This is a genomic window from Streptomyces sp. sk2.1, from assembly GCF_008120935.1.
Taxonomy (GTDB): domain Bacteria; phylum Actinomycetota; class Actinomycetes; order Streptomycetales; family Streptomycetaceae; genus Streptomyces.
In genome coordinates, this window is the sequence record NZ_RDBO01000077.1 from 1,788,593 (window position 1) to 1,812,706 (window position 24,114).

The 24,114-nt window shown below is 73.3% G+C and carries 25 protein-coding genes; 10 read left to right on the forward strand and 15 right to left on the reverse strand.

The genetic code is table 11. From position 1 onward, the window contains the following. The 4 genes from EAO76_RS35090 to EAO76_RS35105 form a co-directional block, all read left to right on the forward strand. A partial coding sequence (locus tag EAO76_RS35090) for an urease subunit alpha (RefSeq protein WP_148840485.1) occupies positions 1–785 on the forward strand: 785 nt, incomplete at its 5' end. Then, the gene (locus tag EAO76_RS35095; RefSeq protein ID WP_148840486.1) at positions 785–1,450 is read left to right on the forward strand and encodes an urease accessory protein UreF; all 666 of its coding nucleotides are present in this window, start codon (positions 785–787) and stop codon (positions 1,448–1,450) included. The genes EAO76_RS35090 and EAO76_RS35095, both read left to right, overlap by 1 nt. Further along, positions 1,443–2,198, forward strand: a complete 756-nt coding sequence (gene ureG, locus EAO76_RS35100) for an urease accessory protein UreG (RefSeq protein WP_376036810.1) — start codon at positions 1,443–1,445, stop codon at positions 2,196–2,198. The genes EAO76_RS35095 and ureG overlap by 8 nt, the downstream gene beginning before the upstream one ends. Beyond that, positions 2,195–2,944: an urease accessory protein UreD gene (locus EAO76_RS35105; protein WP_148840116.1), complete on the forward strand. Its 750-nt coding sequence runs from the start codon at positions 2,195–2,197 to the stop codon at positions 2,942–2,944. Before ureG ends, EAO76_RS35105 begins: the two co-directional genes overlap by 4 nt. Here the strand turns inward: EAO76_RS35105 and EAO76_RS35110 are convergent. After that, entirely contained in the window at positions 2,931–4,208 is a 1,278-nt protein-coding gene (locus EAO76_RS35110; protein WP_148840117.1) for an MFS transporter, read from the reverse strand. The two genes, EAO76_RS35105 and EAO76_RS35110, sit on opposite strands and share 14 nt — an antisense overlap. Positions 4,209–4,386: 178 nt before the next feature. Next, positions 4,387–5,433 carry a hypothetical protein gene (locus EAO76_RS35115; protein WP_148840118.1) on the reverse strand — a complete coding sequence of 349 codons (1,047 nt, stop codon included), beginning with the start codon at positions 5,431–5,433 and terminating at the stop codon, positions 4,387–4,389. Positions 5,434–5,649: 216 nt separating this feature from the next. Here EAO76_RS35115 and EAO76_RS35120 point away from each other — a divergent pair, with 216 nt between their 5' ends. Next, positions 5,650–6,228: a dihydrofolate reductase family protein gene (locus EAO76_RS35120; protein ID WP_148840119.1), complete on the forward strand. Its 579-nt coding sequence runs from the start codon at positions 5,650–5,652 to the stop codon at positions 6,226–6,228. A 104-nt stretch (positions 6,229–6,332) separates the two neighbouring features. Next, on the forward strand, positions 6,333–6,764 hold the full coding sequence (locus EAO76_RS35125; protein ID WP_148840120.1) for a nuclear transport factor 2 family protein: 432 nt from the start codon (positions 6,333–6,335) through the stop codon (positions 6,762–6,764). A 78-nt stretch (positions 6,765–6,842) separates the two neighbouring features. On the opposite strand, the gene EAO76_RS35130 is transcribed toward EAO76_RS35125, so the two are convergent. The 9 genes from EAO76_RS35130 to EAO76_RS35170 all read right to left on the reverse strand — a co-directional run bounded on the left by EAO76_RS35130 (position 6,843) and on the right by EAO76_RS35170 (position 18,245). After that, entirely contained in the window at positions 6,843–7,982 is a 1,140-nt protein-coding gene (locus tag EAO76_RS35130; protein ID WP_148840121.1) for a zinc-binding dehydrogenase, read from the reverse strand. Then, positions 7,979–8,281, reverse strand: a complete 303-nt coding sequence (locus EAO76_RS35135; RefSeq protein ID WP_148840122.1) for a putative quinol monooxygenase — start codon at positions 8,279–8,281, stop codon at positions 7,979–7,981. The genes EAO76_RS35130 and EAO76_RS35135 overlap by 4 nt, the downstream gene beginning before the upstream one ends. A gap of 6 nt (positions 8,282–8,287) precedes the next feature. Continuing rightward, positions 8,288–8,950, reverse strand: a complete 663-nt coding sequence (locus tag EAO76_RS35140) for a glycerol-3-phosphate responsive antiterminator (RefSeq protein WP_148840123.1) — start codon at positions 8,948–8,950, stop codon at positions 8,288–8,290. A 44-nt stretch (positions 8,951–8,994) separates the two neighbouring features. Further along, complete coding sequence (locus tag EAO76_RS35145; protein ID WP_148840124.1) at positions 8,995–10,548, reverse strand: FAD-binding oxidoreductase; 1,554 nt, start codon at positions 10,546–10,548, stop codon at positions 8,995–8,997. Beyond that, entirely contained in the window at positions 10,545–12,218 is a 1,674-nt protein-coding gene (locus tag EAO76_RS35150) for a glycerol-3-phosphate dehydrogenase/oxidase (protein WP_148840125.1), read from the reverse strand. The genes EAO76_RS35145 and EAO76_RS35150 overlap by 4 nt, the downstream gene beginning before the upstream one ends. 73 nt (positions 12,219–12,291) lie before the next feature. Then, entirely contained in the window at positions 12,292–13,860 is a 1,569-nt protein-coding gene (locus EAO76_RS35155; protein ID WP_148840126.1) for an FGGY family carbohydrate kinase, read from the reverse strand. A gap of 94 nt (positions 13,861–13,954) precedes the next feature. Continuing rightward, positions 13,955–15,385: an MFS transporter gene (locus EAO76_RS35160; RefSeq protein ID WP_148840127.1), complete on the reverse strand. Its 1,431-nt coding sequence runs from the start codon at positions 15,383–15,385 to the stop codon at positions 13,955–13,957. A 351-nt stretch (positions 15,386–15,736) separates the two neighbouring features. Continuing rightward, positions 15,737–17,287, reverse strand: coding sequence for an N-acetylmuramoyl-L-alanine amidase (locus tag EAO76_RS35165; protein ID WP_148840128.1), 1,551 nt, complete (start codon positions 17,285–17,287; stop codon positions 15,737–15,739). Positions 17,288–17,528: 241 nt separating this feature from the next. Continuing rightward, the gene (locus EAO76_RS35170; protein WP_148840129.1) at positions 17,529–18,245 is read right to left on the reverse strand and encodes a nitroreductase family protein; all 717 of its coding nucleotides are present in this window, start codon (positions 18,243–18,245) and stop codon (positions 17,529–17,531) included. A 283-nt stretch (positions 18,246–18,528) separates the two neighbouring features. On the opposite strand from EAO76_RS35170, the gene EAO76_RS35175 reads away from it, so the two are divergent. From EAO76_RS35175 to EAO76_RS35185, 3 genes are read left to right on the forward strand one after another with little or no spacing between them, the layout of a single operon-like run. After that, positions 18,529–18,762: an acyl carrier protein gene (locus tag EAO76_RS35175; RefSeq protein WP_148840130.1), complete on the forward strand. Its 234-nt coding sequence runs from the start codon at positions 18,529–18,531 to the stop codon at positions 18,760–18,762. After that, the gene (locus EAO76_RS35180) at positions 18,759–20,009 is read left to right on the forward strand and encodes a beta-ketoacyl synthase (RefSeq protein ID WP_148840131.1); all 1,251 of its coding nucleotides are present in this window, start codon (positions 18,759–18,761) and stop codon (positions 20,007–20,009) included. The genes EAO76_RS35175 and EAO76_RS35180 overlap by 4 nt, the downstream gene beginning before the upstream one ends. Before the next feature lie 28 nt (positions 20,010–20,037). Then, positions 20,038–20,955: an alpha/beta fold hydrolase gene (locus EAO76_RS35185; protein WP_148840132.1), complete on the forward strand. Its 918-nt coding sequence runs from the start codon at positions 20,038–20,040 to the stop codon at positions 20,953–20,955. Positions 20,956–20,991: 36 nt separating this feature from the next. Here EAO76_RS35185 and EAO76_RS35190 read toward each other — a convergent pair whose 3' ends face one another. Both EAO76_RS35190 and EAO76_RS35195 read right to left on the reverse strand, forming a co-directional pair. After that, positions 20,992–21,360, reverse strand: coding sequence for a nuclear transport factor 2 family protein (locus EAO76_RS35190; protein WP_148840133.1), 369 nt, complete (start codon positions 21,358–21,360; stop codon positions 20,992–20,994). A gap of 152 nt (positions 21,361–21,512) precedes the next feature. Further along, the gene (locus EAO76_RS35195; protein ID WP_148840134.1) at positions 21,513–21,965 is read right to left on the reverse strand and encodes a DUF5709 domain-containing protein; all 453 of its coding nucleotides are present in this window, start codon (positions 21,963–21,965) and stop codon (positions 21,513–21,515) included. 249 nt (positions 21,966–22,214) lie between these two features. Between EAO76_RS35195 and EAO76_RS35200 the strand changes: the two genes are divergently transcribed. Then, positions 22,215–22,484 (forward strand): DUF6296 family protein, encoded by a 270-nt coding sequence (locus tag EAO76_RS35200; RefSeq protein WP_148840135.1) that lies wholly within the window; start codon positions 22,215–22,217, stop codon positions 22,482–22,484. Between the two features lie 102 nt (positions 22,485–22,586). Here EAO76_RS35200 and EAO76_RS35205 read toward each other — a convergent pair whose 3' ends face one another. Together EAO76_RS35205 and EAO76_RS35210 are read right to left on the reverse strand one after the other, a co-directional pair. After that, complete coding sequence (locus tag EAO76_RS35205; RefSeq protein ID WP_148840136.1) at positions 22,587–23,006, reverse strand: cold-shock protein; 420 nt, start codon at positions 23,004–23,006, stop codon at positions 22,587–22,589. Positions 23,007–23,155: 149 nt separating this feature from the next. Beyond that, positions 23,156–24,031, reverse strand: a complete 876-nt coding sequence (locus EAO76_RS35210) for a DMT family transporter (RefSeq protein WP_148840137.1) — start codon at positions 24,029–24,031, stop codon at positions 23,156–23,158. Positions 24,032–24,114 lie beyond the last annotated feature (83 nt).

The following is a 24,114-nucleotide window of genomic DNA, read 5'->3' on the forward strand; positions in this document are numbered from 1 at the left end:
ACACCGTCAACACCGTCGCCGAACACCTCGACATGCTGATGGTCTGCCACCACCTCAACCCGCGCGTCCCCGAGGACCTCGCCTTCGCCGAGTCCCGCATCCGCGCCACCACCATCGCCGCCGAGGACGTCCTGCACGACATCGGCGCCCTCTCCATCACCTCCTCCGACGCCCAGGCCATGGGCCGCATCGGCGAGGTGGTCTGCCGCACCTGGCAGGTCGCCCACACCATGAAGCAGCGCTTCGGCGACCGCGGCAGCCAACTGCCCGCCGACAACGAACGCGCCCGCCGCTACGTCGCCAAGTACACGATCTGCCCCGCCGTCGCCCACGGCATCGACCACGTCGTCGGCTCCGTCGAACCGGGCAAACTGGCCGACCTGGTGCTGTGGGACCCCGCCTTCTTCGGCATCCGCCCCGCCGCCGTCGTCAAGGGCGGCATGGTGGTGTACGCCCCGCTCGGCGACGCCAACGCCGCGATCCCCACCACCCAGCCCGTCCTGCTGCGCCCCACCGCGGCCGCCGACGCCGCCCCGCACCTCTCGGTCGGTTTCGTCGCCCCGGCCGCCCTGGCCGACGGACTGGCCGAACGGCTCGGGATCGTACGGGAGCTGGTGGCCGTGAAACCCACCCGCCACCTCACCAAGGCGGACCTGCCGAACAACACGGCGCTCCCGGACATCGACGTCGACCCGGAGACCTTCGCCATCCGGATCGACGGAGAGCTCGTCGAGCCCGCCCCCGCCACCGAACTGCCGCTGGCCCAGCGGTACTCCATGTTCTGATGGCGAACCCGGCACTCCTCCTGCTCGGCGACGGACGGCTCCCGGTCGGCGCGTACACCTACAGCGCGGGACTCGAACCGGCCGTCGCGGCCGGACTCACCCGCGACGACATCCCCGCCCTGCTGCGGGCCCGGCTGCACACCGCGGCCGTCACCGAGGCCGCCGCCGCCGTGCTCGCCCTGCGGGCCGCGGGGCGGGACCCGGTGGACTACGGCCCCGTCCAGCACGCCCTCGCGGCCCGGACTCCCGCCGCACCCCTGCGCGAGGCGTCGGCGACGCTCGGCCGCGGGGTGCACCGGCTGGCCCGGCGGCTGGCCCCGGACCACCCCGCGGTCACCGCCCTGGCCGCGCTCCGGCCCCGCCCGCTGCGGCCGGTCGCGCTCGGCGCCCTCGGGGCGGTCATGAAGGTGACCCCGGAGGAACTGGCGCACGCCGTCGTCCACGACGAACTCCAGACCATCACCTCCGCGGCGCTCAAGCTCCTGCCCGGCGACCCGCTCGACACGGTCGCCTGGGTCCTCGACGCCGAACCGCACACCACCGCCGCGGTCGCCGAGGCCCTCGCGGTACGGACCCCGGCCGGACTGCCGGCCCGTACGCCCCCGCTCACCGAACAGTGGGCACTCGAACACGCACGACGAGAACGGAGACTCTTCCTTGCCTGACCAGCACCACGACCAGCACACCCACACCCGCACCCCGGCCCACCCGCACGGGCACCGGCCGCGCGCCCTGCGCCTCGGCGTCGCGGGCCCGGTCGGCACCGGCAAGAGCTCGATCCTCGCCACCCTGTGCCGCGAACTGGCCGGCGAACTCGCCATGGCCGTCGTCACCAACGACATCTACACCGACGAGGACGCCCGCTTCCTCCGCTCGGCGGGCGTCCTGCCCACCGAACGCATCCGCGCCGTCGAGACCGGCGCCTGCCCGCACACCGCGATCCGCGACGACATCACCGCCAACCTCGACGCCGTCGAGGACCTGGAGGAGGCGTACGGGCCGCTCGACCTGGTGCTCGTCGAGAGCGGCGGCGACAACCTCACCGCCACCTTCAGCCCGGCCCTCGCCGACGCCCAGCTCTTCTGCATCGACGTCGCGGGCGGCGGCGACGTCGCCCGCAAGGGCGGCCCCGGCATCACCGGGGCCGACCTCCTGATCATCAACAAGACCGACCTCGCACCCCATGTGGAGGTCGACGTGGCCGCGATGGTCGCCGACGCGTCGGACGCGCGCGACGGCCTGCCCGTCCTCGCGCTCTCCAAGCACGACCCGGCCTCGGTCGCCGAACTCGCCGCCTGGGTGCGGTCGGTGCTCGCACGCCACCGCGACGGCACCCTGGTCCCCACCGACCCGGGCCCGATGGCACCGCACAGCCACGGCGACGGGGACACCCGCGGCCACGGCCACTCATGACCACGGAGCCGGCCGATCCCACCGTCGTCCGCGTCGAACGCGACGGCACGGGCCGCCACCTCGCCCGCGAACTGCGCCCCGGGGCGTTCCTCGCGCCCCGCCCCCTGCTGCCGTCCCCCGACCGGCTGCGGATCGCCCTGGTCGGGACCCGGGCGGGCCTGCTCGCCGGTGACGACCTGCTGCTGCGCGTCTCGGTCGGCCCCGGTGCCCGGCTCGAACTGGTCGAACCGTCCGGCCTGGTCGCGTACGACCACCGCGGCGGCACGTCCAGGTGGCGGGCCGTCGTCGACGTCGCGGAGGGCGGCGAACTGCACTGGGACGCCCGGCCGTTCGTGATCTCGGCCGGAGCGGCGGTCGAGCGCTCGATGGAGGTCGCGCTGGCGGCCGGGGCCCGGATGCTGTGGCGCGAGACCCTGGTCCTGGGCCGCTCCGGCGAGCGCGGCGGCGCCGTGCGGGCGACCACCCGGGCCACGTACGACGGTCACGAGCTGCTGGTCGAGGACCTGGACCTCACCGACCCGGAGCTGCGCGAACTCCCCGGAATCCTGGGCCCCCACCGGATCATCGGCTCGGTCACCGCCCTCGGCACGGTGCCGGGCGACCGGCCCCACCCGTACCGCACGGTACTGGCGGGGCCGGGAGCACAGGTGCGGCTGCTGGACACGGTGGCCCCGGCCGTCGAGGCGGAACTCGCCGCGGTCTGGGCGGACTGGTGCGCGCCGGACCTCCCGGTCACGGACGGCTGACCGCGCCCCGGGCCGCTCCGTCACGGTCCACCGGACCCCGTGCCACCGGGGCACGGAACACCACCGCCGCGCACAGCAGCGCGGGAACCGCCGCGACCGCGAAACAGGTGACCGGCGACAGCCGGTCCACCAGCAGCCCCACGACGGCGGTGCCCACCGAGGACCCGGCGTTGACCGCCGTGTTGACCCACGCACCCGCCCGGGTGCGGACCTCCTCCGCCACGGACTCGTCCGCGACGAGATAGGCGGTCGTCAGCGCCGGGGCGACGAACACCCCGGCGACCGCGACCACCCCGGCCAGCACGTACACATCGGGCGACAGCCCGGCCACGGCCAGCGCCACCCCCAGGCCGACGGCCGGCCACGGCAGCCGCGCCCGGTTCGACGCACGCCAGGGGACGGCGCCGTGGGCCAGCCCGCCGACCGCGCTGCCCGCCGAGAGCGCGGCCAGCACCCACGCCGCGGCCGAGCCCCGGCCGTGCTGCTCGGCGAAGGCCACCACCAGCAGATCCAGACCGCCCAGGCACAGCCCCACGGCCGCCGCCACCAGCGCGGCGTGCCGCACCCCGACGACACCGAGCAGCCGCCGCCGGCGGGGGGCGTCCGGCCCGGCCCCGGCCTCCTTCGCCGCCGGGGCCGCGCCCCCGCCGCGCAGCGCGGGCGAGGACACCAGGGCCAGGGTGCCCACCAGCACGAGCGCCGAGCCGATCGCGACGCCCGCCGCGGGAACGGTGAGACCGATGACCACACCCACCAGCAACGGCCCGGTGACGAACAGCAGTTCCTCGGCGACACCGTCCAGGCTGTACGCCCGCCGCAGCAGCTCCCGCTCCGGGACGAGGCGGCTCCACAGGGTCCGCATCACCGGCCCCAGCGGCGGCGTGCAGGCACCCGCCGTCACGGCGAGCGCCCCCAGCAGGACCGGCGGGGCGCCCGGCCGCCAAGTGACGTACGCCAGGACGGCGAGCAGCACCGCGTAGCTCCCGGCCATCGGCGGCAGGGCCCGGCGCGGCCCGTACCGGTCGATCAGCGCGGCACGGGCGGGGGAGAGGAAGACACTGGTGGCCCCGAACAGGGCCATGACGGTACCGGCGACGGAGTACGAGCCGGTGGCGTCGTTCACCGCCAGCATCAGGGAGAGCGGCGCCATCCCGTACGAGAGCCGCCCCAGCAGGGCGGAACCGAAGGCGCGGGCGGCGTGCGGGGTGCGCAGGACGGCGGCGTACGAGGGCGCGCGCGACGGCGCGGGTGAAGACGAAGGCATGAGGACGTTCCTCGTGAAGGGCAGCGCGACGCACGGCGCTGCGGGCATGCGGGGACACCGAAGTGCCGCACCCGGTGGGACGACGGGGTGCGGGCGGTCACGGGGTCCTACGCACGGGGGAGGAACATGCCGACCAAGGTAGCAGCGCGACAGGCCCGGCCGGAGGGGGAGCCGGACCTCAACCGGACCGGGGGACACCGCCGGGACCGGCCGCCAGGATCCGCTCGGCGGTCCGCCGGAGTCGGGGGAGGAAGGCGATGACCTCCTCGCCCCGGCGGAGCAGGTCCTCGGTGGAGGCGATGCCGAGGTCGGCGACCGCCTCCCGGAAGGCCGGGAGACGCGCACGGTGCAGTTCGGGGGCGTCCGCGGCCAGCACGGTGTGGCAACGCGCGAAGGTCGCGACGATCCAGAACACGGCTTCGCGGTGGTCGCCCCGCTCGACGAGGTGCCGACTGCCGTCGATGGCGACCGGCCGCGCCCCGGCGGTGATGTCGCCGCTGAAGAAGAACGGGGTGCGGGCGACCGCGGCGGCGGCGTCGAAGGTGCGGGCCAGCTCGTCCAGATGATGACCCGTCCGGCGGGCCGACAGCCGCGCACAGCCCAGGAGCTCCAGCAGCTCCGGGTACAGGTGCGCCTGCCCGTACGCGTCGAGGACCTCCCTGGCCGCCGGGTACCGCAGCCGGACCGTGGGGTTGCGCAGCGCCGCGACCAGCAGGACGTGGGTGGTCACCCCGGTGGGGAACAGCCAGGACGTCACCTGTTCGTGGAACGGCGCGGAGGCGTCGAGGGCGGCGAGCCGGCTCTCGATCCGGTGCTCGGCGTCCAGACACCGACGGCGCACCCACGACGGCTCGGCGAACCGGCGCGACACGTCCGCCCGCAGCTCGCGCAGCCGGCCCGTCGGGTCGTCGATGACCGTGTCCCGGCGGAAGCTCCCCGCCAGGTGGTACGAGGAGAGCACCGCGTCCGCCGAGGCGAGTTCGTCCCACGGCAGATGGCTGACCTCCAGCAGCGCGTCCCGGAACCGGAACTTTCCGGGCCCGGCGGGCGGGCCCGGTGCGGCGGTGACGACCACCACGTCCACGTCCGAGAACGGGGACAGCTCGGCGTCGTCCGGCAGGCCCACCGTGGAGCCGCTGAAACAGGCACCCCGGAAGCCGGCATCGGGCCGGGCGTGCTCGGCGACCCACTGGACCGCGGCCGATCGGGCCGTACCGACTCTCATGCCGAACCTCTTTCCGAACCGTGGGGACGCACCGGCCGAAGCCCCCGGGCCGCCCGGTGACCGGACCGGCGCGGCGCTGCTCCGGGGCCACCGTACGCGGGCCCGCGCCGTTCCGGGCCCGGGAGGCGTGTCACTCGTTGCCAGGGCATGCCGCCGGGGCGTCAACTGTTGTGTCGCGGCGGCACGGCGCGACGTCTCCGGAGAAAGAGGATCGGTATGAGGAAGATCGTCCTGATGGCCTCGATGTCCCTCGACGGCTTCATGGAGGGGCCGGACCGCGAGATCGACTGGCACGTGGTCGACGACGAACTGCACCGTCACTTCAACGAGCTGCTCGCGACCATGGGCGGCTTCCTCGAAGGCCGGGTGACCTATCAGCTCATGGAGGACTTCTGGCCGACCGCCGACTCCGATCCCTCCGCCACCGAAACCACGGTGGAGTTCGCCGGTATCTGGCGGGAGAAGCCCAAGATCGTGTTCTCCCGGACCCTGGAACACGTCGGCCGGAACGCCACGATCAGGCGGGAGGTCGACGCGGAGGAGATGAGGGCGCTGAAGGCGCAGCCCGGCGGGGACCTGTGCCTCGGAGGCGCCGACCTCGGCGCGGCCTTCATGCGGCTCGACCTGGTCGACGAGTACCGCGTCTACGTCCATCCGGTCCTCATCGGCCGGGGCAAGCCCCTGTTCCCCGAATCGGCGGCCCGGACCGGCCTCCGTCTGGTCGAGACCAGGGCATTCGGCAACGGGGTCGTGCTGCTTCGTCACGAGCGCCGCGAGGTTGCTCCAGCGGAATGAACTCCCCGGGCCACGACGGTGTGCGACCGGTGCTGTGCCGGGTCGTACGGGAGCCCTCCCCGTATAACTGCCGCACATCGCGAGATCTCATGAAAGGACCGGCGATGACGCTCAGTGTCGAGGACCGTCTGGACATCTCCGAACTGCTCGCCCTGCACGGGCACTTGGTCGACAACGACGAAATGGACCGGCTGGACGAGCTGTTCACCGACGACGTCGTCTACGAGACCTCGAACCTCGGGCACGGGGAGGTGCGTGGACTGGCGGCCTTCCGGGACATGGCGCGGGCACGGGCGGGCAAGCCGGGCGCGCCCGTCGGCCACCACGTCACCAACATCGTGCTCACCGAGGCCGGGGACGGCCGGGTCCACGCGAGGTCCAAGGGGATCGGCGCAGGCCCGGACGGTGAGTGCGGAAGCGTGACCTACGAGGACGTGATCGTGCGCGGCGAGCGGGGATGGCGCATCAGCCGGCGCAGGATCTTCCTGCACTTCACGCCCGCGGCCGCGCCGGAGACCGGGAAGGCCGGCGGCTGAACGGCCGGCGGCTGAAAGACCGGCGGCGCCCCCTCGGACCTGCGGAGGGGGCGCCACCGGCCGTTCACGGCTCCGGCCTCAGCCGTCCAGCATGCCCGAGGTGTCGATGACCTGACGGATCGCCCGGCCCGAGGCCAGCTCCTCCAGCGCCGTGTTGATGTCGGCCAGCGGCAGTGTGCCCGTGTGCATCAGCTCCACCGGCATCAGGCCCGCCCGCCACAGGTCCAGGAACCTCGGTATGTCACGGCGCGGCACCGCGTCGCCCATGTACGAACCCAGCAGGGACTTGCCCTCGCCCGCGAACGCCAGCGCCGGTACCTCCAGCACCCGGTCGGGGGCGGGCAGGCCCACCGAGACGACCTTGCCGCCCCGGGCCACGGCCGTCAGGCACTCGGCCATCACCTTCGGGCTGCCCACCGCCTCGATCGCCACCTCGGCGCCGCCGGAGGTGAGTTCGCGGATCCGCCGCACGGCGTCGTCGGGGGCGAACGCGTGGGTCGCGCCCAGGCGGAGGGCCAGTTCGCGCTTCTCCGGGACCGGGTCGATCGCGACGACCGGGTACGCGCCGGCCGCGCGGGCGCCCAGCACCGCGGACAGGCCCACCCCGCCCAGGCCGTAGACCACCGCCGACTGCCCCGGCCGCAGCGCCGCCGTGTTGATCACGGCCCCGGCACCGGTCAGCACCGCGCAGCCGAACAGCGACGCCACGGCGAACGGGACGTCCTTCGGGATCGGCACCACCGACTCCTGGGCCAGCACCGCGTGCTCGGAGAACGCGGAGACGCCCAGCTGGTGGTGGACCGTTTCGCCGGACGCGTCGGTCAGCAGCGACGGGCCGTGCAGCAGCGCGCCCGAACCGTTCGCCGCGGCGGCCCGCGCGCACAGCGCCGGCCGGCCCGCCGCGCAGTCGGCGCAGGAACCGCAGCTCGGCACGAAGACCAGGGCCACGTGGTCACCGGGGGAGACCCGGCCGACGCCCGGCCCGGTGTCCTCGACGACCCCCACCGCCTCGTGGCCCAGGGCCATCGGCAGCGGACGGACCCGGTCGCCGTTGACCACCGAGAGGTCGGAGTGGCAGAGCGAGGCGGCCGCGACGCGGACCAGCACCTCGCCCTCGCGCGGGGCGCCCAGCTCCAGCTCCTCCACCTCGACCGGGCGGGTCTCGGAGTAGGGGCGGGCGGTCGACACGCCGCGCAGCACCACCGCGCGGGTCCTCACGCCGTCACCTCCGCACGCGGGGCGCAGCGCAGCACGTCACGGCTCTCCAGCAGCGGGACGACCCGGCCGAGCACGATCTCCCGGAAGTGCTCGGTGGCACAGTGCGCGGTGAAGTCGGCCTCGGAGGCGTACTCCTCGTACAGCACGACCGCCCGCGGGTCCTCGGTGCCCTGGTGGACCCGGTAGGCGAGGTTGCCCGGCTCCTGCCGGGAGGCGGCGGCCATCGCGTCGAGCAGGGGCAGGACGGTGTTCTCCTCGCCCTCCTTGGTGCGGTAGCGGGCGACGACGACGTAGGACATGGGGACTTACTCCTGGGGTGGTGCGGCGGGCCTCTTCAGGGCGGCGGACGGGACCGGCGGCAGCTGGTCCCGGCGCAGGTGCCAGAGGCGGGGATCGGACGTGGCGGCGGCGGCCGAACCGAGGGCCAGCGCCAGCGCGACGTCCGCGGGGGACTCCACGAAGCCCGCGGCGATCGAGGGGGACATCGCGCGCTGTGCCTGCGCGCTCATCCGGCCGATGATCGGAGCGGGCATGATCTCGACCAGGTCCGGCGCCCCGCGCGAGATCGCGTCCGTGGAACGGCGCAGGTTGGACCGGTCGGTGACGAACACCTTCATCATCGTCAGCAGGCCGAGCGGGCGGCCCTTCTCTATGAGGGACAGCCGGGTGCTGACCACGCCGTGCGCGCCCATGTTCTTGATGAACTCCAGCGCGCCCCGGTCCTGTGCCAGACCGGGGCTGCTGTCCACGTTCACGAACACGGTCTTCCCCGCCCGGCCCAGCGCCGGCACGACCTGGGGCAGCTGCCCCACCGCGAGCGAGGCGACGATGCACACCTTGGCCGGTGCGGTCAGGAACTGCCGCAGCGGCTGGGTGCCGACGACCGACGCGACGACCGGCACCTCGGCGAACGCCGAGACGAGCCGGGGGTCGAGCGCGGAACCGGACCGGGAGGGGGAAGGGGTCATGGCGAGGGCCTGCCTGGAGGAGGAGGGTTTCGTGGCCGCCGTGATCAGTGCAGCGGGGACGTACCGAATCGGCTGGGAAGGCCCAGTTTGCCAGGGTTGAGGATGCCGGCCGGGTCCAGGGCCTTCTTCACCGCGACGAAGGTCGCGAAGCCCGCCCCGAGGGATTCCTCCAGGTAGGGGCCGCGCAGCAGACCGCAGCCGTGGTGGTGGCTGAGCGCCGCCGCGTGCTTGATCAGTACGGCGTTGGCGGCGTCCCACACCGAGCGGTACCAGTCGCGGCGCGACTCGGGAGCCACGTCGCCGCGCAGCGAGAAGTAGACGCAGGCGCCGTCGGTGTACGCGTGGGACTGGTGGGCCGAGGCGGCCAGGGTGCCGTCCACCGACTGGATCGCGGCGACCACCTCGTCGTAGATCACCGGGAGGTCGGTCCAGGACGCGGCCATCTCCAGGGTGTCGGCGACGAAGCCGGGACCGGGCTTGAAGCCGTCGGCGGACTTGCCGACCAGCATCCGCTCGTCCAGCCAGCGCTCGAAGACCGCCTTGCTGTCCAGCTCGGGGCCGTACTTCGCGCAGACCTCCTTCGCCACCCGGATCGAGGCGTCCACGATCGCCGGGTCGCCCTCGTCCGCGACGAGCAGGAGGTTGGTCTCCGGGTGGCCGAAGTGGGTGCCCGACTCCAGGGCGTCGTACAGCCGCAGGACGGCCGGGGTGGCGCCGCGCTGCATGATCCGGCGGCAGGCGTCCAGGCCCTGGGCGAAGGTCTCGAAGCCGTACGCGACGGCGTTCGCGTACTCGGGCAGCGGGTGGACCCGCAGCCGGGCCGACACGATCACGCCGAGGGTGCCCTCGGAGCCGACGAACAGCTGGCGCAGGTCCGGGCCGACCGCGGCGCGGGCGTAGTCGCCGTACGTGGCCCGGGTGCCGTCGGCGTGCACCACGTCCACGCCGACGACCATGTCCTCGATCTTGCCGTACCGGGTGGAGAGCTGACCGGCGCCGCGGCAGGCGATCCAGCCGCCGACCGTGGAGACGGCGAAGGCGGACGGCCAGTGGCCGGTGGTGACGCCGTACTCCTCCTGGAGCTGCTTCTCGAAGAGGTCGCCGAACATGCCGGCCTGGACGTCCACGATGTTCGACTCGGCGTCGAAGCCGGTGATCGTGTTCAGCCCGCAGACGTCCAGGACGACACCGCCGAACACCGGCAGCGCCGCGCCCGTGACGTTGGAGCGGCCCGCGGACGGGGTGACCGGGACGCCCGCCTCGTGGCAGATCCGCAGCACGGCCGCGACCTGGTCGGCGTCGGCCGCCTCGACGACCACGGCGTCCGGCGTCGCGGGACGGCCCTCGGTCTCGCCGATCATCGACCCGGCCCACCAGTCACGGGTCCGGGTGACGACCTCCTCGCGCGTGGTGTGCACCGCGTGCGCGGCCCCGCGCAGCGCCTCGACCACGGCCTCGGGAACCTCGACCGGGTCCACCTGGAGGGCGGCCCCGCCGTCCCCGATCGGGGTGTTGCGCGCCCACTTCGCGAAGCTGGGGGCGCCGACGGTGTAGTCGCCCCGGTTGAACGGATGGGTGATGGTCTGACGGCTGATCATGCTGCTGCCCCTTCGAGGAGTACGGACTTTTCGTGACGGACGGCTGCGAGGTACTCGGCGACCGAGCGCTCGACCTCCGCCTCCGTGAGGTTCAGTTCCCGGCCGAGGATGGCGCCGACGGCCCCGGCGGCGTCCGCGGACGCGTCCCGGGCGAACAGCCGGGCGCGCAGTCGGCGCGAGAGCACGTCGTCGACCGAGCGGGCCAGTTCGGCGCGGGCCGCGTAGACGACCTCCGCCTTCGTGTACGGGAGTCCCGCGACGATCGGCTCGGCCAGCGCCGGGTCGTCCTGGATCAGGTCGCCGACGAACCGGGCCTCGGTGCCGAAGCGCTCGCCCAGGTGCGCGGCGATGCCGCCGGACGCGGCGACGGCCTCGGAGTCGTAACCGGCGCCGCCGAGCAGCGGGAGGTCGGTGGTGCGGCTGCGGCCCTTGCGGCCGAGGACGGTCATCACCTTGTCGATGACGAGTTCGCCCATGTGCCGGCTGGTGGTGAGCTTGCCGCCGGTCACCGTCACCATGCCGGTGCGGCCGATGGTGATGTGGTGGTCGCGGCGCATGTCGAGCGTCGCGCCCTCCTTGCCGCCGACCAGCGGGCGCAGGCCGCCGATCGAGCCGACCACGTCGTCCGGGGTGAGCTTCCCCTCGAAGGCGGTGTTGGCGCCCTCCAGCAGGAAGTCCATCTCCTCGCGGGTGCAGTGCACGTCGTCGGGGGAACCCTGGTAGTCCTCGTCGGTGGTGCCCAGCACGACGCTGTTGCCCCAGCGGGTGCAGGTCGCGCGGCGGGCCCGGCCGGGGATCGGCACGGTGACCGTGCAGTTGATCCGCACCTTGTCCCACGGCACCACGATGTGGACGCCCTTGGCGGGCCGCACCTGCGGCCTGTGCCCGTCGTCCGCCTTCGCGTCCAGCTCGTCGGTCCACACCCCGGTGGCGTTGACGACGGCGCGGGCGCGGATGTCGATGCTGTCGCCGTCCGCCGAGACCCGGGCCCCGGACACCCTGCCCATCTGCGTCAGCAGCCCCTCGGCCTTCGCCCCGTTGAGGACCGTCGCGCCGAGCGCGGCGGCGGTGCGGACGATGGTGAGGACGAGCCGGGCGTCGTCGGTGCGGGCGTCGAAGTACATCAGCCCGCCCTTGAGGTTCTCCGAGCGCAGCGTCGGCGCCTGCGCGAGGACCTCGGGCACGCTGAGCCGCTGGTGGAGCTTGCCGATCCGCCACCCCCCGACCAGGTCGTACGTCCACAGCAGACCCTCGAAGCCCTTGGCCAGCCGGGCGTCGAACACCCCCTCCTTCTCCAGGATCGGGAAGAGGAACGGCAGCCGGTGCACCAGGTGCGGGGCGTTCTTCCGGAAGCGGTGGCGCTCCAGGAGCGAGTGACGGACCAGGTTGACGTTGCCCTGCTCGATGTAGCGCAGACCGCCGTGCACCATCTTCGAGGACTTCGACGAGGTGCCGGAGGCGAAGTCGTCCTTCTCGACCAGGGCCGCGCGCAGACCGCGCGAGACCGCGTCGAGCACGGCGTACGCCCCGGTGATGCCGCCGCCGATGACGAGCACGTCGTACGTGTCGTCGGCCAGCCGGCGCTTGAGGGCCGCCCGGTCGAGCAGCAGGGGCGTACGGCGGGTCGCCGCGGCGGAGCGCCGCGGTTTCCTGGCGGGCATGGTGATCACAACATCAACTCCTGGTGTTTCGGTGCGGCGGCCGCGTGGTCGGGTGCGGCCGCCGGGGCGACGGCCGGGGCCGTCAGCGAGGGGTGTGGGGTTCGGGGGCCTTCAGCGGGAGCAGCGCGGGATCGTCCAGGTGGGCGATCAGCACGTCGCGCCAGGCGCGTCGCTGGTCGGCGCGTTCGGCCGCGGTGATCGAGGGTTCGAAGATCCGGCCCCGGGGCTGCGCCTCGACGACCTCCTCGAGCGAGGACCACAGGCCCTGGGCGACCCCGGCCAGATAGGCGGTGCCGCGCAGGCTCGCGGTCGCGGAGTCGGCGACCCGCTCCAGCGGCAGGCCGGTCAGGTCGGCCTGGATGCGCATGAGCGGGTCGCTGCCGGAGACGCCGCCGCCGACCCGGAGCCGGGTGAACGGGGTGCCCATGGTGTCGGCGACGCCGTCGATCAGGTCGCACACCGAGTGCGCGATCCCGTCGAGGACGGCGCGCGCGAGGTCGGCGCGGGTGGTGGCGAGGGTGAGCCCGGTGAGGGAGGCGGTGGCCTCCGGGTGCCAGACCGGCGTACGGACCCCGGCGAGCGCCGGGACGAAACGCGGGGTGCGGCCCGGCCGGGTGGGGACCCGGCCCGCCTCCTCACCGAGCTCCTTCGGCGAGGCGAACAGCCCCAGGTCGTCGCAGAGCCAGCGCAGCGCCGAACCCGCCGTGGAGGTGTACGCCTCCAGGCTGTAGTGGCTGGTGTCGCCCTGCCGCCGGCCGGGCTGGGCGAGCACCCCGGAGATGTCCGGCCGGGGCAGGGCGGGCGTGGTGCCGGTCGCCGCGTCGACGAAGGCGCCGGTCCCGTACACGCACATGCCCTGCCCGGCGGCGAGACCGCCGAGCGCGACGAGTGCGGCGTGCTGGTCGCCCATGGAGGCGGCCAGCGGGACGGCGATGCCGAGGGCGGCCGGGTCGGTGGTGCCGAATCCGGCGTCGTCGGAGCGGAGCTCCGGCAGCAGGTCGAGGGGGAAGCCGAGGTGGCCGATCCACTCCTCGTCCCAGGCGTGCCGCTCCAGCAGGTAACCACCGGTGGAGGCGGCGTTCGTCGGTGTGGTGGCGTGCACGGCGCCGCCGGTGAGGCGCCAGATCAGCCAGGTGTCGACGGTGCCGAAGAGCAGTCGGCCCTCGCGGTGCGCGGCGGCCGTCTCCGGGTGCGTGGCGATCTGCCGGGCGGCCCAGAGGAAGGGGGAGCGGGCGCCGACCGGCCGGCCCTGGCGGGCCAGCAGGGCGGCGTCCCACTCGGATTCGTACGCGGTCAGCTCGGCCGCGTGGCGCCGGTCCTGCCACACCACCGCGGGCAGCAGCGGCCGGCCGGTGACCCGGTCCCACAGCATCGCGGTGGCCCGCTGGGTGGAGAGGGCCACCGAGGTGATCCCGATGCCCTCCGCACGGGCCCGGCCGACGGCCCGGCGCGCCACCTCGACGGTGGCGGTCCAGATCTCCATCGGGTCCTGCTCGACGGAGAGGTCGTCGGGGTGACCGACCTTGATCGACCGGTAGAACACCTCGTGGGCGGCCCCGGAGTCGAGGACGACTCCGGCCCTGGTGCCCGTGGTGCCCTCGTCGATGGACAGCACACCGCGCCGTGGGGCGGCGGGGAACGTCTGCGTCATGGCAGCCCTTTCGTTGCGGGCATCGCGAGCGAGCCGTGCGGAGGGGTACGGAGGGGAGGGGACCATCGTGGGGTGCGACGGGTCCGGCGGCCGGTCAGCGCGCGGTGGCGGGCGCCGCGGATTCCGTCGATCCGGCCCGTGCGGCGACCTCGTCGGGGGAGGCGGCCTTCGTGGGGTCCCACTTGATCGCCAGGCAGGTGATCAGGCCGAGCAGCGGCACGACGGAGAGCACCAGGAAGGTGTCGGCCAGCCCGAGGGAGTCCTTGATCTGCGGGAAGACGTACAGCCCGACGACGCTGCCGAAACTGCCGACCATCCCGGTGACCCCGGTGCCGAGCGCACGGACGTCACTGCTGTACGAGAGCGCGGCGATGGACTTGCCGTTGGCGCCGGGGCCCGCGGAGTGGCAGAGGATGAACAGCACCGGCAGCAGGAACGCCACGGCCGTGGGCACCTTCTCGAAGGTCAGCCCCATCGCGAGCAGCGCCACGAAGACCCCGGCGAACCCGGCGGCGGAGCTGAGCCGCAGCCCGAGCCGGCGGCCGAAGTACGCGGAGAGCAGACCGCCCGCGATGCCGAAGGCGTTGAAGACCATCGAGCCGATCGTGGCCTTCTCGAAGCTCTCGCCGAAGATCGTCAGGCTGATCAGCGGGAGGTACCAGCCGACCGCGAAGTACTGCATCGACTGGCCGAGCGAGATGACCGAGGAGAGGATCGTCCGGGGCAGGTAGTCGCCCTTGAAGAGCAGCCCGGCCTGGCGGAAGCCGATGGCGGGCGCCTCGGTCGCGGCCCGGGTCACCTCGTCCGGCCGGCCGGCGACGGCCCGGATGCCGTAGATCCGGTCCAGGTTGGCGACGGCCTCGTCCAGCCGGCCCTTGCTCGCCAGCCAGGTGGGGCTCTCCTTGAGCATCAGCCACTGGCCCACCAGCAGGACCCCGGCGACGACCGCGGCCGAGCCGACCGACCAGCGCCAGATGTCCGCGCCGACGTCCAGGTTGAAGAAGACCAGGGCGAGCGCGAGGTTGCTGGTGGTGGCGACGTACCAGACGGCCTGCCACAGGTTCAGCCGGCCGCCCAGCTTCGCGGGGGTGTACTCGGCGAGCAGCGCCATGGCGACGGCGAAGTCGATGCCGTACGCGACACCCACCAGGACCCGGCCGAGCCAGACGACGGTGAAGTCACCGGCGAAGGCGGCCAGCAGGGCCCCCGCGATGGCGAACACCTTGGCGATGAGCAGCGGGGGGACGCGGCCGATCCGGGTGGCGAGCCAGCCGCCCACCGGGTTGAAGATGATCGCCAGGGCCGGAGCGGTGGCCGTGAGGATCGACACCTGGGTGCTGGTCAGCTCCATCTGGGTCGTCATCGGCCCCAGACCGGCGCTCAGCGCGGCGTTCGAGTAGGCGTCGAGGAACAGCCCGCCGAACACGAGGAACCAGATGACCTGCGCCCGGCCGGTGATCTTGCCCAGCCCATCGATGAGCGCAACGACGTCGCCGACGCCCTTGACGCTCGGACGTTGTGCCATGAATCCGCCTTCGGGGAAGACCCATCGGCGGCACGGGGAGCACAAAAAAACAGGCATGACGAAACCACCGACAGGTGGTCTGTGTCTGTGCCTGTCAAAACACTGCGGAAAGCGCCGCAGCACGTGAACTGCAAGAAGTACGAACTACGCAGTGAGGTTAAGAACGAGTCAGGAGAAACGTCAAGGGTTTCCGGAAGGTTGCCCGGACATTGCGTGTGTCCGACGTCCCGCGGGCGGTGCCCCGCCGGCCCGCCGTCCGAGTGACGGGCCGACGGGCGAACGGGGACGGGCGGGGCGCCGCGGGTCCGTGCCGCGCCGCCCCGCCCGTGGGGTGTCCGGGGGAGGAGTCCGTCAGCGCCCGGCCTGCAGCGCCGCCCAGGTCTTGGCCCCCACGAGACCGTCGGCCGTCAGGCCCCGGCTCGTCTGGTAGCTGCGCACCGCGGTCGTCGTCGCCGGTCCGAAGCTGCCGTCGACGGCGACCGTCGAGCCGAGCGCCGCGGTCAGCGAACGCTGGAGCCGCTTCACCGCGTCGCCCGACGAGCCCTCCTGGAGGGACGTCGCGGAGCCGGCCGACAGCAGCGCGGTCCAGGTCCTGGCCCCCACGATCCCGTCGGCCGTCAGACCGCGCGCCTTCTGGTAGGCGGTCACCGCGCTCTTGGTGGTCGGCCCGAAGCTGCCGTCCACCGCGCCCGCGTTCTGCCCCTGCTCGTTCAGCAGCTGCTGGACGGCCTTGACCTGGGCGCCCGTCGAGCCGCTCTGCTGGGTCGCGTACGAGGTGAAGCTCAGCCCGTCGCTGGTGCCGCCGCCGTTGTCCCCGCCGACCAGCTCCATGTAGCGGTTCCAGTCCCAGTACGGGCCCGGGTCGGTGTGGTCGTTGCCCGGTACTTCCTTGTGCCCGAGGATGTGCGCCCGGTCCTTCGGGATGCCGTACCGGTCGCACAGGTGCTTGGTCAGGGCCGCCGACGAGCGGTACATCGTGTCCGTGAACCAGGACGGGTCGTCGATGAAGCCCTCGTGCTCGATGCCGAGCGACGAGGCGTTGGCGCTCCGGGCGTGGTACGCGGTGTCGCTGTCGCGCACGGTCTGGGTGATCTGGCCGTCGGAGGACCGCACCACGTAGTGGGCGCTGACCTCCGACGTCGGGTTCTGGAACCAGCTGATCGAGCCCGCGTACGAGCCCTGCGTGACGTGGATGACGACCTTGTCGATCTTCGCCGTGCGGCCCTTGGTGTAGTTGTTCGTGTGGGCCGCGGCCCACAGCGCCGACGGGTAGTCGGTGCTCCGGGTGCTCACGTCGGCGGCGGAGACCGAGCCCTTCTGCGGGGCGACCGGACGGCCCGTCACCGAGATCCGCTCGCCCCCGGGCACGACGGCGTCGAGCCCGTCGGCCAGGAAGGTGTAGACGGTGTCGGCGTACAGGGCGGCGAGGGGTCCCTGCGAGCCGCTGTACCGGGCGACGACCGGGTACCAGGCGTCGATGTCGTCGCGGTCCCGGGCGTCGAGGCCGAGCTTGTCCGCGTGGGCGCGCAGCACCGCCGCGCCGCCCATGATGTTGGCCCCGGTGTCGGTGCGCAGCTCGGAGAGGGGTTCGCCGGTGAGGGCGGCGGCCCGTTCCAGCGACTGGTTGGTGGGGTTGCTCACCAGGTGCATCACGCCGTAGCCGTTGGCCTGGCTGGGGCGTCCCGAGTGGCCGTCGAGGCGGGTCTCGCCGTAGCCGACGGCCGCGAGCAGATCACGGGGTACGTCGAACTCCGCGGCGGCCCGTGCGAACGCCCGGTCCATCGGGTGGTCGTCGCCCGGGGCGGCGAGGGCCGGGGTGCCGGTCGCGGTCAGGACGGTGGCGGTGAGGGCCGCGAGGACGGATGCGCGGCCCGTGGTGAGGGCGGCGGGGCGTCGGGGCATACCTGCTCCTGCTCGGTGGGTGGGGGGAGAAGAATGGCCCCCGGGCCCGAGTGGGGTGGGCCGAGGGGCCGCGAAGCCCGCTCAGACTATCCATCTGTTAAGGGCATGACAATCATCTGACGGTGTGTCGAACTCCCTTTCACTCCAATGGAGTTGAGCAGTGTTCAGGGATGCCCGATGACCTGCCCGGCAACCGGGTGACGGTTGCCGGGCAGGGATGGAGCGGGGCGGTGAAGTCGTTCTACCAGCGGTCGCGGTGGATGACGTCCGCCACCGGACGGCGCCGGACCGGGCCGAAGTTGCCCTGCGGCCATCCGACCGGGACGGCGGCGTAGGTGTGCATGTCCTCGGGGATGCCGAGCGCCTCCTTCCACTCCTGCTCCAGCATCAGGTGCCAGATGGTGATGTTCGCGGCGAGCCCCAGGGCCCGCGCGGCGAGCAGGAGGTTCTGCACGCCGGGGTAGACGCAGGAGCCCTCGGCGAGCGCCTGGAAACGCGTCTGGGTGTGCGCCATGCGCTCGGTCGCGGCCGGGCCGAGCGCCCGCGCGGAGGCCAGCAGCCCCTCCTCGTCCAGGCGGGGCTCCGGGAAGCGGTAGCAGGGCACGATCAGCGCCGGGGTGTCGGCGAAGTGGTCGCGCTGGTACTCGATCGCGGCGACCATCCGGCCGTACGCCGCCTCGTCCATGCCCTTCGGCGCGTACTTCCCGGTCGTCGCCAGATAGGCGTCCACGCACCGCTTCCACAGCGGCGCGAGACGGGCCATCACCTCACGGTCGGTCACCACCACGTACTCGTAACACTGCATGTTGCCGCCGCTGGGACCCCAGACGGCCGCCTGTATCAGCTGCTCCAGCGTCTCGTCCGGCACCGGCTCCGGCTTCAGGCGGCGCATCGCGCGCATGGTGGACATCGTGGCGAAGAGCGCGGGACCGTCGGTCCGATTCATATCGATCGTCATGATCGCGGAGTGTACGGGCGAAGTGCGGTGGAAGGGGAGGGGCTTTCGTCCCGGTCCGCGGGCGCCGGCGCACCGGGCGGTACGGGTGCCGACGCGCCGGACGGACGGTGCGGGCCACCGGATTCGTACACCCGGTCGCCCCAACGTCGTACGGGGGAACGCGGACCGGTTTCTTCTTCGCGAAGGCGTATAAAGGGTTTCTCCGGACCGGCCGGCGTCCCTCGATGGCACTCACCCCTCACGCGGCAGGGCGTCACCGCGTACGAGAGCGCAGGAGCGCCGCATGAGCACGGCAGAAGAGATCAACGACTTGCTGGTGGCGAACTTCGGGACCGACCCCCTCGCCATCCGGCCCGAGGTGTCGCTGCGTCACCTCAGGCTCGACTCCCTCGCGCTGGAGGAGCTCCGGCTGCTCATCGAGGACCGGCTGGGCGTCGACCTGGACGATGTGCACCTGACCTCCCGGGACACCGTCGAACGGCTCGTCGACGCGGTGCACCGCAGGATCGTCGCGTGACGGGCCGCCCGTACCGCCCCGAGCCGTTCGCCGCCGCCGTCACCGGGATCGGCCTGGTCACCGCGGCGGGCACCGGCACCGGGGCCACCTGGAAGGCCGTCACCGGGGCGTCGGACCCGCCCTCGGTCCTGCACCGGCCCGAACTCCACGGCCTGCCCTGCGACTTCATGTACACCATCACCGGCCTCGACCCCCGGACCCGGCTCGGGGTGGCCACCGCGCGGCTGATGGACCGCTTCTCGCAACTGGCCGTCATCGCGGCCCGCGAGGCCGTCGCCGACGCCGGACTCGACCCCCTGCTCTGGGACGGCGGACGGGTCGCCGTCGTCATCGGCTCCGCGCACGGCGGACTGCCCTTCTACGACGAACAGCACACGATCCTCACCGAACGCGGCGCCCGCCGGGTCTCCCCGAAACTCGCCCCGCTCACCGTCGTCAACGGCGCGGCCAGCAGCGTCGCCACCGACCTGGGCGCCCTCGGCCCGAGCCAGGCCGTCTCCACCGCGTGCTCCTCCGGCACCGTCGCCATCGGCACCGCCCACCAGATGCTCCGTACCGGGGCCTGCGACGTCGTCGTCGCGGGCGGCGCCGAATCGGTCTGCTCCCGGCTGCTGATCGCCAGCGCCTGCCAGCTGAAGGCCGTCTCCACCCGGCGCGAGGACCCCGGGGCCGCCTGCCGCCCCTTCGACATCCACCGCGACGGCTTCGTCGTCGGGGAGGGCGCCGGACTCCTCGTGATGGAGCGGCCGGAGCACGCCCGGGCCCGCGGCGCCACCGTCCGCGCGCACATCGCCGGTTACGGGGCCGCCTGCGACGCCTACTCCGCCGTGGCCCCCGACCCCGGGGGCCGGGGCATCGAACGGGCGCTGCGCACCGCGCTCGCGGACGCCGGGATCGACGCCCGGGACATCGGACACGTCAACGCCCACGGCACCTCGACCGTCTCCAACGACCTCATCGAGGCGACGATGCTGCGCCGGGTCGTCGGCGAACACCCCCTGGTCACCTCGACGAAGGCGATGACCGGGCACACGCTCGGGGCGGCCGGTGGCATCGAGACCGCGCTGACCGCGCTGGCGCTCCAGCACCAACTCGTCCCGCCCACCGTGAACCTCGACGCCCCCGACCCCGGCATCCCCGTCGACGTGGTGAGCAAGGAGGCCCGGCGGGGAACGTTCGACGCGGCCGTCAAGACCTCGCTCGGCTTCGGCGGACACAATGCCGCGCTCGTCCTCACCAGGCCCTGACCGGAAACCCCAGAGACACGGAGCCACCATGGCCGACGAGATCATCCGGACCCTGTCGGTGGACGGACTGCGCTACGGCTACCGGGTCCTGCGGCAGCCCGCCCCGCGCACCGAGCCGGTCATCGTGCTCGGCGGCGCGCTCCAGGGGATGCACGGCTGGCCGCAGATGGACGACCACCTGGGTCCGCTCGCCTCCGTCGTCACCGCCGACCTGCCCGGCATGGGGGACGCCGACCCCATGCCGGCCGACACCGGCAACGAAGTCCTGTGCGCCGCCGTCGCCGGGATCATCGACGACCTCGGCGTGCCGAAGGTCAACATCTTCGGGTTCTCCTACGGCACGGCGATCGCCTTCGGCTGCGCCCGGCGCGATCCCGGCCGCGTCGCCCGGCTGGTCCTCGGCGGGGTGCCGTCCCACATCACCGACGACCAGCGCGACCGGTGGAGCCGCGCCGTGGGCCGACTGGGGACCGGCGACCTGGAAGGGCTCGCCGCCCTGGCCGCCGGGGTGCTGATGTGCCAGGACCCGGAACGCCGGGTCCACCGGGGCGAACTGGCGCGGCGCTATGTGCGGCGCTCGTTCCTGCACGCCCTGAACCATTCCCCGCACGCCGCGCGGTCCCTGCACCGGGCGCTGGAGCACCGGCCGGACTTCTCCGGCGGGCTGACGGGCGTACCGACCCTCGTCTTCGCCGGCGAGCACGACACGGTGACCTCGCCCGAACGGCAGCGCGCCTTCGCGGCCACGATCGAGGGCAGCCGGTTCGTCACGATCGAGGAGTCCGACCACTGGGTCGTCCTGGAGCGGCCGGACGACGTCGCGGACCTCGCGGCCCGATTCTTCACCGACCGCCCGCTGGAGCAGGCCCCCGGCCTCGCCGCGCTCCCCGCCCAGGCCCGCGCGTCGTCGTCGCGGGCGGTCCGGCCGCCCGCGACGAAGCGGTGACCGGGTGGCGGGGAGGCGCGGCGGGCCGCCCGGTGCTCAGGCCCCGGGGACGCGGTCGAGGAAGCCGCTGACCGAGGCGATGCGCCCGTCGTCGGCGAGGGCGATCACGTCCGATCCGGCGACGGGCGCCGAGCCGTCGGCGGTGGAGACCAGGTCCCAGCTGAAGCGCACGATGTCGTGGTGCCCGTCGTGGGCGCCGGTCAGCCGGAACTCGAAACCGGGGAACTGCTGGTGGACGCCGCTGATCGCGGCCGCGAGCCCGTCGTGGCCGCGCACGTCGGCCAACGGGTCGGTGTAGGTGGCCTCCTCGGTGAAAGCCGCCGCGACGGCCTTCTCCAGGCCCTCGGGCGTGGCGGCGTTCCAGGCGGTGAAGTAGCGCCGGACGGCGTCCTCGTACACGGCCATGGGTTGTGTCCTCTCCTCGCGGTCCGGCCCCGGGCCTCCCGTCCGGATCGCGCCGGGCCCGCGTGCCCCGGACCGATCCGGACGAAAGCCCCTGAGGAACGGCTTCCGTCTGCTGGTGAGGACCACGATGTCCGAAGGCGCGCGGGGCGGTACTAACCGTCCGACACCACGTGCATGGCCGCTTCCTCGGCCGAGGCCCCGGCCCCGTCGATGCCGACGTCCTCGGCCGCCAGGGTGTCCGGCTCGTCGATGTCCAACTGCCGGGTGAGCCGGCCGGCGCGCACCGTGCCGACCTCGCCGTCCCACGGCTCGCCGTCGCCGTCGGACAGGTCCCCCATGCCGTCCCCGTCGCCGTCGGCCCCGGCGGTGTCGGGCAGTTCCCTGGCCAGCCGGCTCTCCAGCGACTCACCGGTGTGCTGCTCGGCGGCGGTGGTGCCCAGGTCCTCCACCGCCCAGGGGCGCTCGGGCGGGGAATAGCCCTCGTCGAGCGCGTCGGTCAGACCCCGGTCGTCCAGGGTGTCCTCGACGTCGAGTTGTTCCATGGGGTCCGAGGCCTCCGGCTGCTGGGGCTGGTAGACGTCATCTCCCCTGTCGGCATCATTCATGGTGTGTCCCTTCCCGATCCTCGGGGATCCCGGTCGCACATGCCGTGCATGCCGTGCACGCGACGCATACGACTCGGGACAAAGGGGGCCTTCGTGCGGTGTGTGCCCGAATGTCGTCGAACCGCCCGTACGGGTTCAGGATAAGTGGCCGGGGCGCGAGGCCGCTGCTCGGGCGTGACGGGCCGGACGGGGGGACCATGGAAGGTACAGGCGGAAGACGCCCTGCCCCACCCGTCACGGGAGACCGCCATGGATTACCCGGAGAGCTACCAGCTGGTGTTTCAGGCGTCCGCGGTGGAGGACGACACGGTGACCGTCTGGCGCACCGCGCAGTCGGGGGCGGGCGGATACCCGGTCTACGAGGACGAGACCGGGATCGTGCGCGCGGAGATCAGCGACCGGGGCGAGGTCCGCATGCTGGCCAGTGGCGGACACCAGGTGCTCGGCACCCCGCTCGTGGTGCGGGAGGTGAGGGACGGACAACTGGGCGCGCCCCGCGGTGGCGGCGGACCGGTGTAGGAGGCGGGTCGGCGCGGACGGGGCGACGCCCCGCGGACCGGGACGACCCGAGGGGTCCGGTCGCGGGGCGTCGGCCCTGCTGCCCGCGTGCGTTGTCCGGGATCAGCCCTCGGTCCAGCCGCGGTTCTTCGCGAACTGCAGCAACCCGCGCCGGATCTGCAGGATCTGGGACCCCGTCAGCGTCGGCGCCGACTCCAGCAGGACGTCGGTGACGTCCCGCGTGAACTCGGCCGCACTGAGCACGTCGCACAGGGCGTCGTCGTCCGACGCCCCGGAGACCACCGCGGGCCTCGGCGGCGTCACGGGTTTTCCGTCCGCCCCCTCGGCGAGCCGGACCGACGAGGCCTTCAGCCCGCGGTCGCCGTCCTCGATCTCGAACTCGACAGCCGTGCCCGTATGTACATAGGACTCGGGGATCAACATGTCGTTCACATGGAGAAAGACATCCTCACCACCGTGATCGGGTGCGATGAACCCGTATCCCCGAGCTCCGTCGAACCGCACGACGCGACCAGAAACCACACCAACCCCCAAGAAAGAACCGGGCCCCTCGCCCGTTCGCCACACATGGCTCGACCGGAGAATAGCCCTGGTCGACCGGGGCGCGCGACCCGATCGCAACAATCGGTCGTGGCCCGCCCGGGCGGGCGCGCCCGCGGTACCGGCCCCGTTCAGCGGAGCCGGCGCGGGGGCGGAGGAGCGCTGCCGGACGCCAGTGGGGAGCGGGACAGCCCCACGCAGCCCGCGGCGATCAGGGCGAGCGCGAGCAGTTCGGGCAGCAGCCACCAGCCGGTGCGCAGCTCCTCGCCGAACAACGTCACCCCGTACAGGATGCTGATCAGCGCGTCACCGAGCGTCAGCATCGGCTGGACCGCGACCAGGGTGCCCGCCTGGAGGGCGTTCTGGAGCAGGAACAGCGCCCCCAGCCCGGCCAGGGCGGTCGCGTACAGCTGCCAGGACGTGAGGAGGGCCGCTGCTCCACCGCCCCCTTCCAGTTGCGCCATGGCGTCCTTCATGAGTGCCGCGGTCAGGGCGTAGCCGCAGGCGGCGGCGAGGCCGAGCAACGCGCCCCGGGCGTTGCCGCAGGCCCCCAGGGCCGCACCGATCAGCACGGCCTCGAAGACCCCGGTCAGGATCAGCGCCGGAACCCACGCGGCCCCGTGCACGGTCGCGCTGCCGCCCTCGGGCGCCGCGGAGGCCATGCCCAGGGCCAGCCCGCAGGTCACCGCGGCCACCCCGTACCAGAGGGACCGCGACAGCCGGACCCGCATGACGAACCCGGCCATCAGCAGCGTGGCCGGCAGTTCGATCACGAAGATCGGCTGGACCACGGCGATCGGACCGGTGGCCAGTGCCACGGCCTGACAGACGGCCGCGACGATCACCAGGCCGATCCCGGCGAGCCAGACCGGCCGGCGCAGCAACTGCCCGATCAACGACAGGTGCATCGCGGCGCTGTCGGGGACGGTACGGGCGGCCCGGCGCTGCAGCACGGAGGCGGCTCCGTTGCTGAACGCGGTCAGGACGGCGAACAGAACGCTGATCACCGCCCCATGATGGGGGCGACGCCCCCGCGATCCCGGATCCCGCCGCCGGACGGCATGGCGGGTCACACGAATTGCCGCGCGTT

Coding starts and splice junctions, on each gene's coding strand:
- EAO76_RS35175 (WP_148840130.1), top strand. CDS start 18,529: ATGAGCACGGCAGAAGAGATCAACGACTTGCTGGTGGCGAACTTCGGG.
- EAO76_RS35145 (WP_148840124.1), bottom strand. CDS start 10,548: ATGATCAGCCGTCAGACCATCACCCATCCGTTCAACCGGGGCGACTAC.
- EAO76_RS35125 (WP_148840120.1), top strand. CDS start 6,333: ATGACGCTCAGTGTCGAGGACCGTCTGGACATCTCCGAACTGCTCGCC.
- EAO76_RS35195 (WP_148840134.1), bottom strand. CDS start 21,965: ATGAATGATGCCGACAGGGGAGATGACGTCTACCAGCCCCAGCAGCCG.
- EAO76_RS35165 (WP_148840128.1), bottom strand. CDS start 17,287: ATGCCCCGACGCCCCGCCGCCCTCACCACGGGCCGCGCATCCGTCCTC.
- EAO76_RS35140 (WP_148840123.1), bottom strand. CDS start 8,950: ATGACCCCTTCCCCCTCCCGGTCCGGTTCCGCGCTCGACCCCCGGCTC.
- EAO76_RS35170 (WP_148840129.1), bottom strand. CDS start 18,245: ATGACGATCGATATGAATCGGACCGACGGTCCCGCGCTCTTCGCCACG.
- EAO76_RS35105 (WP_148840116.1), top strand. CDS start 2,195: ATGACCACGGAGCCGGCCGATCCCACCGTCGTCCGCGTCGAACGCGAC.
- EAO76_RS35135 (WP_148840122.1), bottom strand. CDS start 8,281: ATGTCCTACGTCGTCGTCGCCCGCTACCGCACCAAGGAGGGCGAGGAG.
- EAO76_RS35160 (WP_148840127.1), bottom strand. CDS start 15,385: ATGGCACAACGTCCGAGCGTCAAGGGCGTCGGCGACGTCGTTGCGCTC.
- EAO76_RS35155 (WP_148840126.1), bottom strand. CDS start 13,860: ATGACGCAGACGTTCCCCGCCGCCCCACGGCGCGGTGTGCTGTCCATC.
- EAO76_RS35095 (WP_148840486.1), top strand. CDS start 785: ATGGCGAACCCGGCACTCCTCCTGCTCGGCGACGGACGGCTCCCGGTC.
- EAO76_RS35110 (WP_148840117.1), bottom strand. CDS start 4,208: ATGCCTTCGTCTTCACCCGCGCCGTCGCGCGCGCCCTCGTACGCCGCC.
- EAO76_RS35200 (WP_148840135.1), top strand. CDS start 22,215: ATGGATTACCCGGAGAGCTACCAGCTGGTGTTTCAGGCGTCCGCGGTG.
- EAO76_RS35115 (WP_148840118.1), bottom strand. CDS start 5,433: ATGAGAGTCGGTACGGCCCGATCGGCCGCGGTCCAGTGGGTCGCCGAG.
- EAO76_RS35190 (WP_148840133.1), bottom strand. CDS start 21,360: ATGGCCGTGTACGAGGACGCCGTCCGGCGCTACTTCACCGCCTGGAAC.
- EAO76_RS35120 (WP_148840119.1), top strand. CDS start 5,650: ATGAGGAAGATCGTCCTGATGGCCTCGATGTCCCTCGACGGCTTCATG.
- EAO76_RS35185 (WP_148840132.1), top strand. CDS start 20,038: ATGGCCGACGAGATCATCCGGACCCTGTCGGTGGACGGACTGCGCTAC.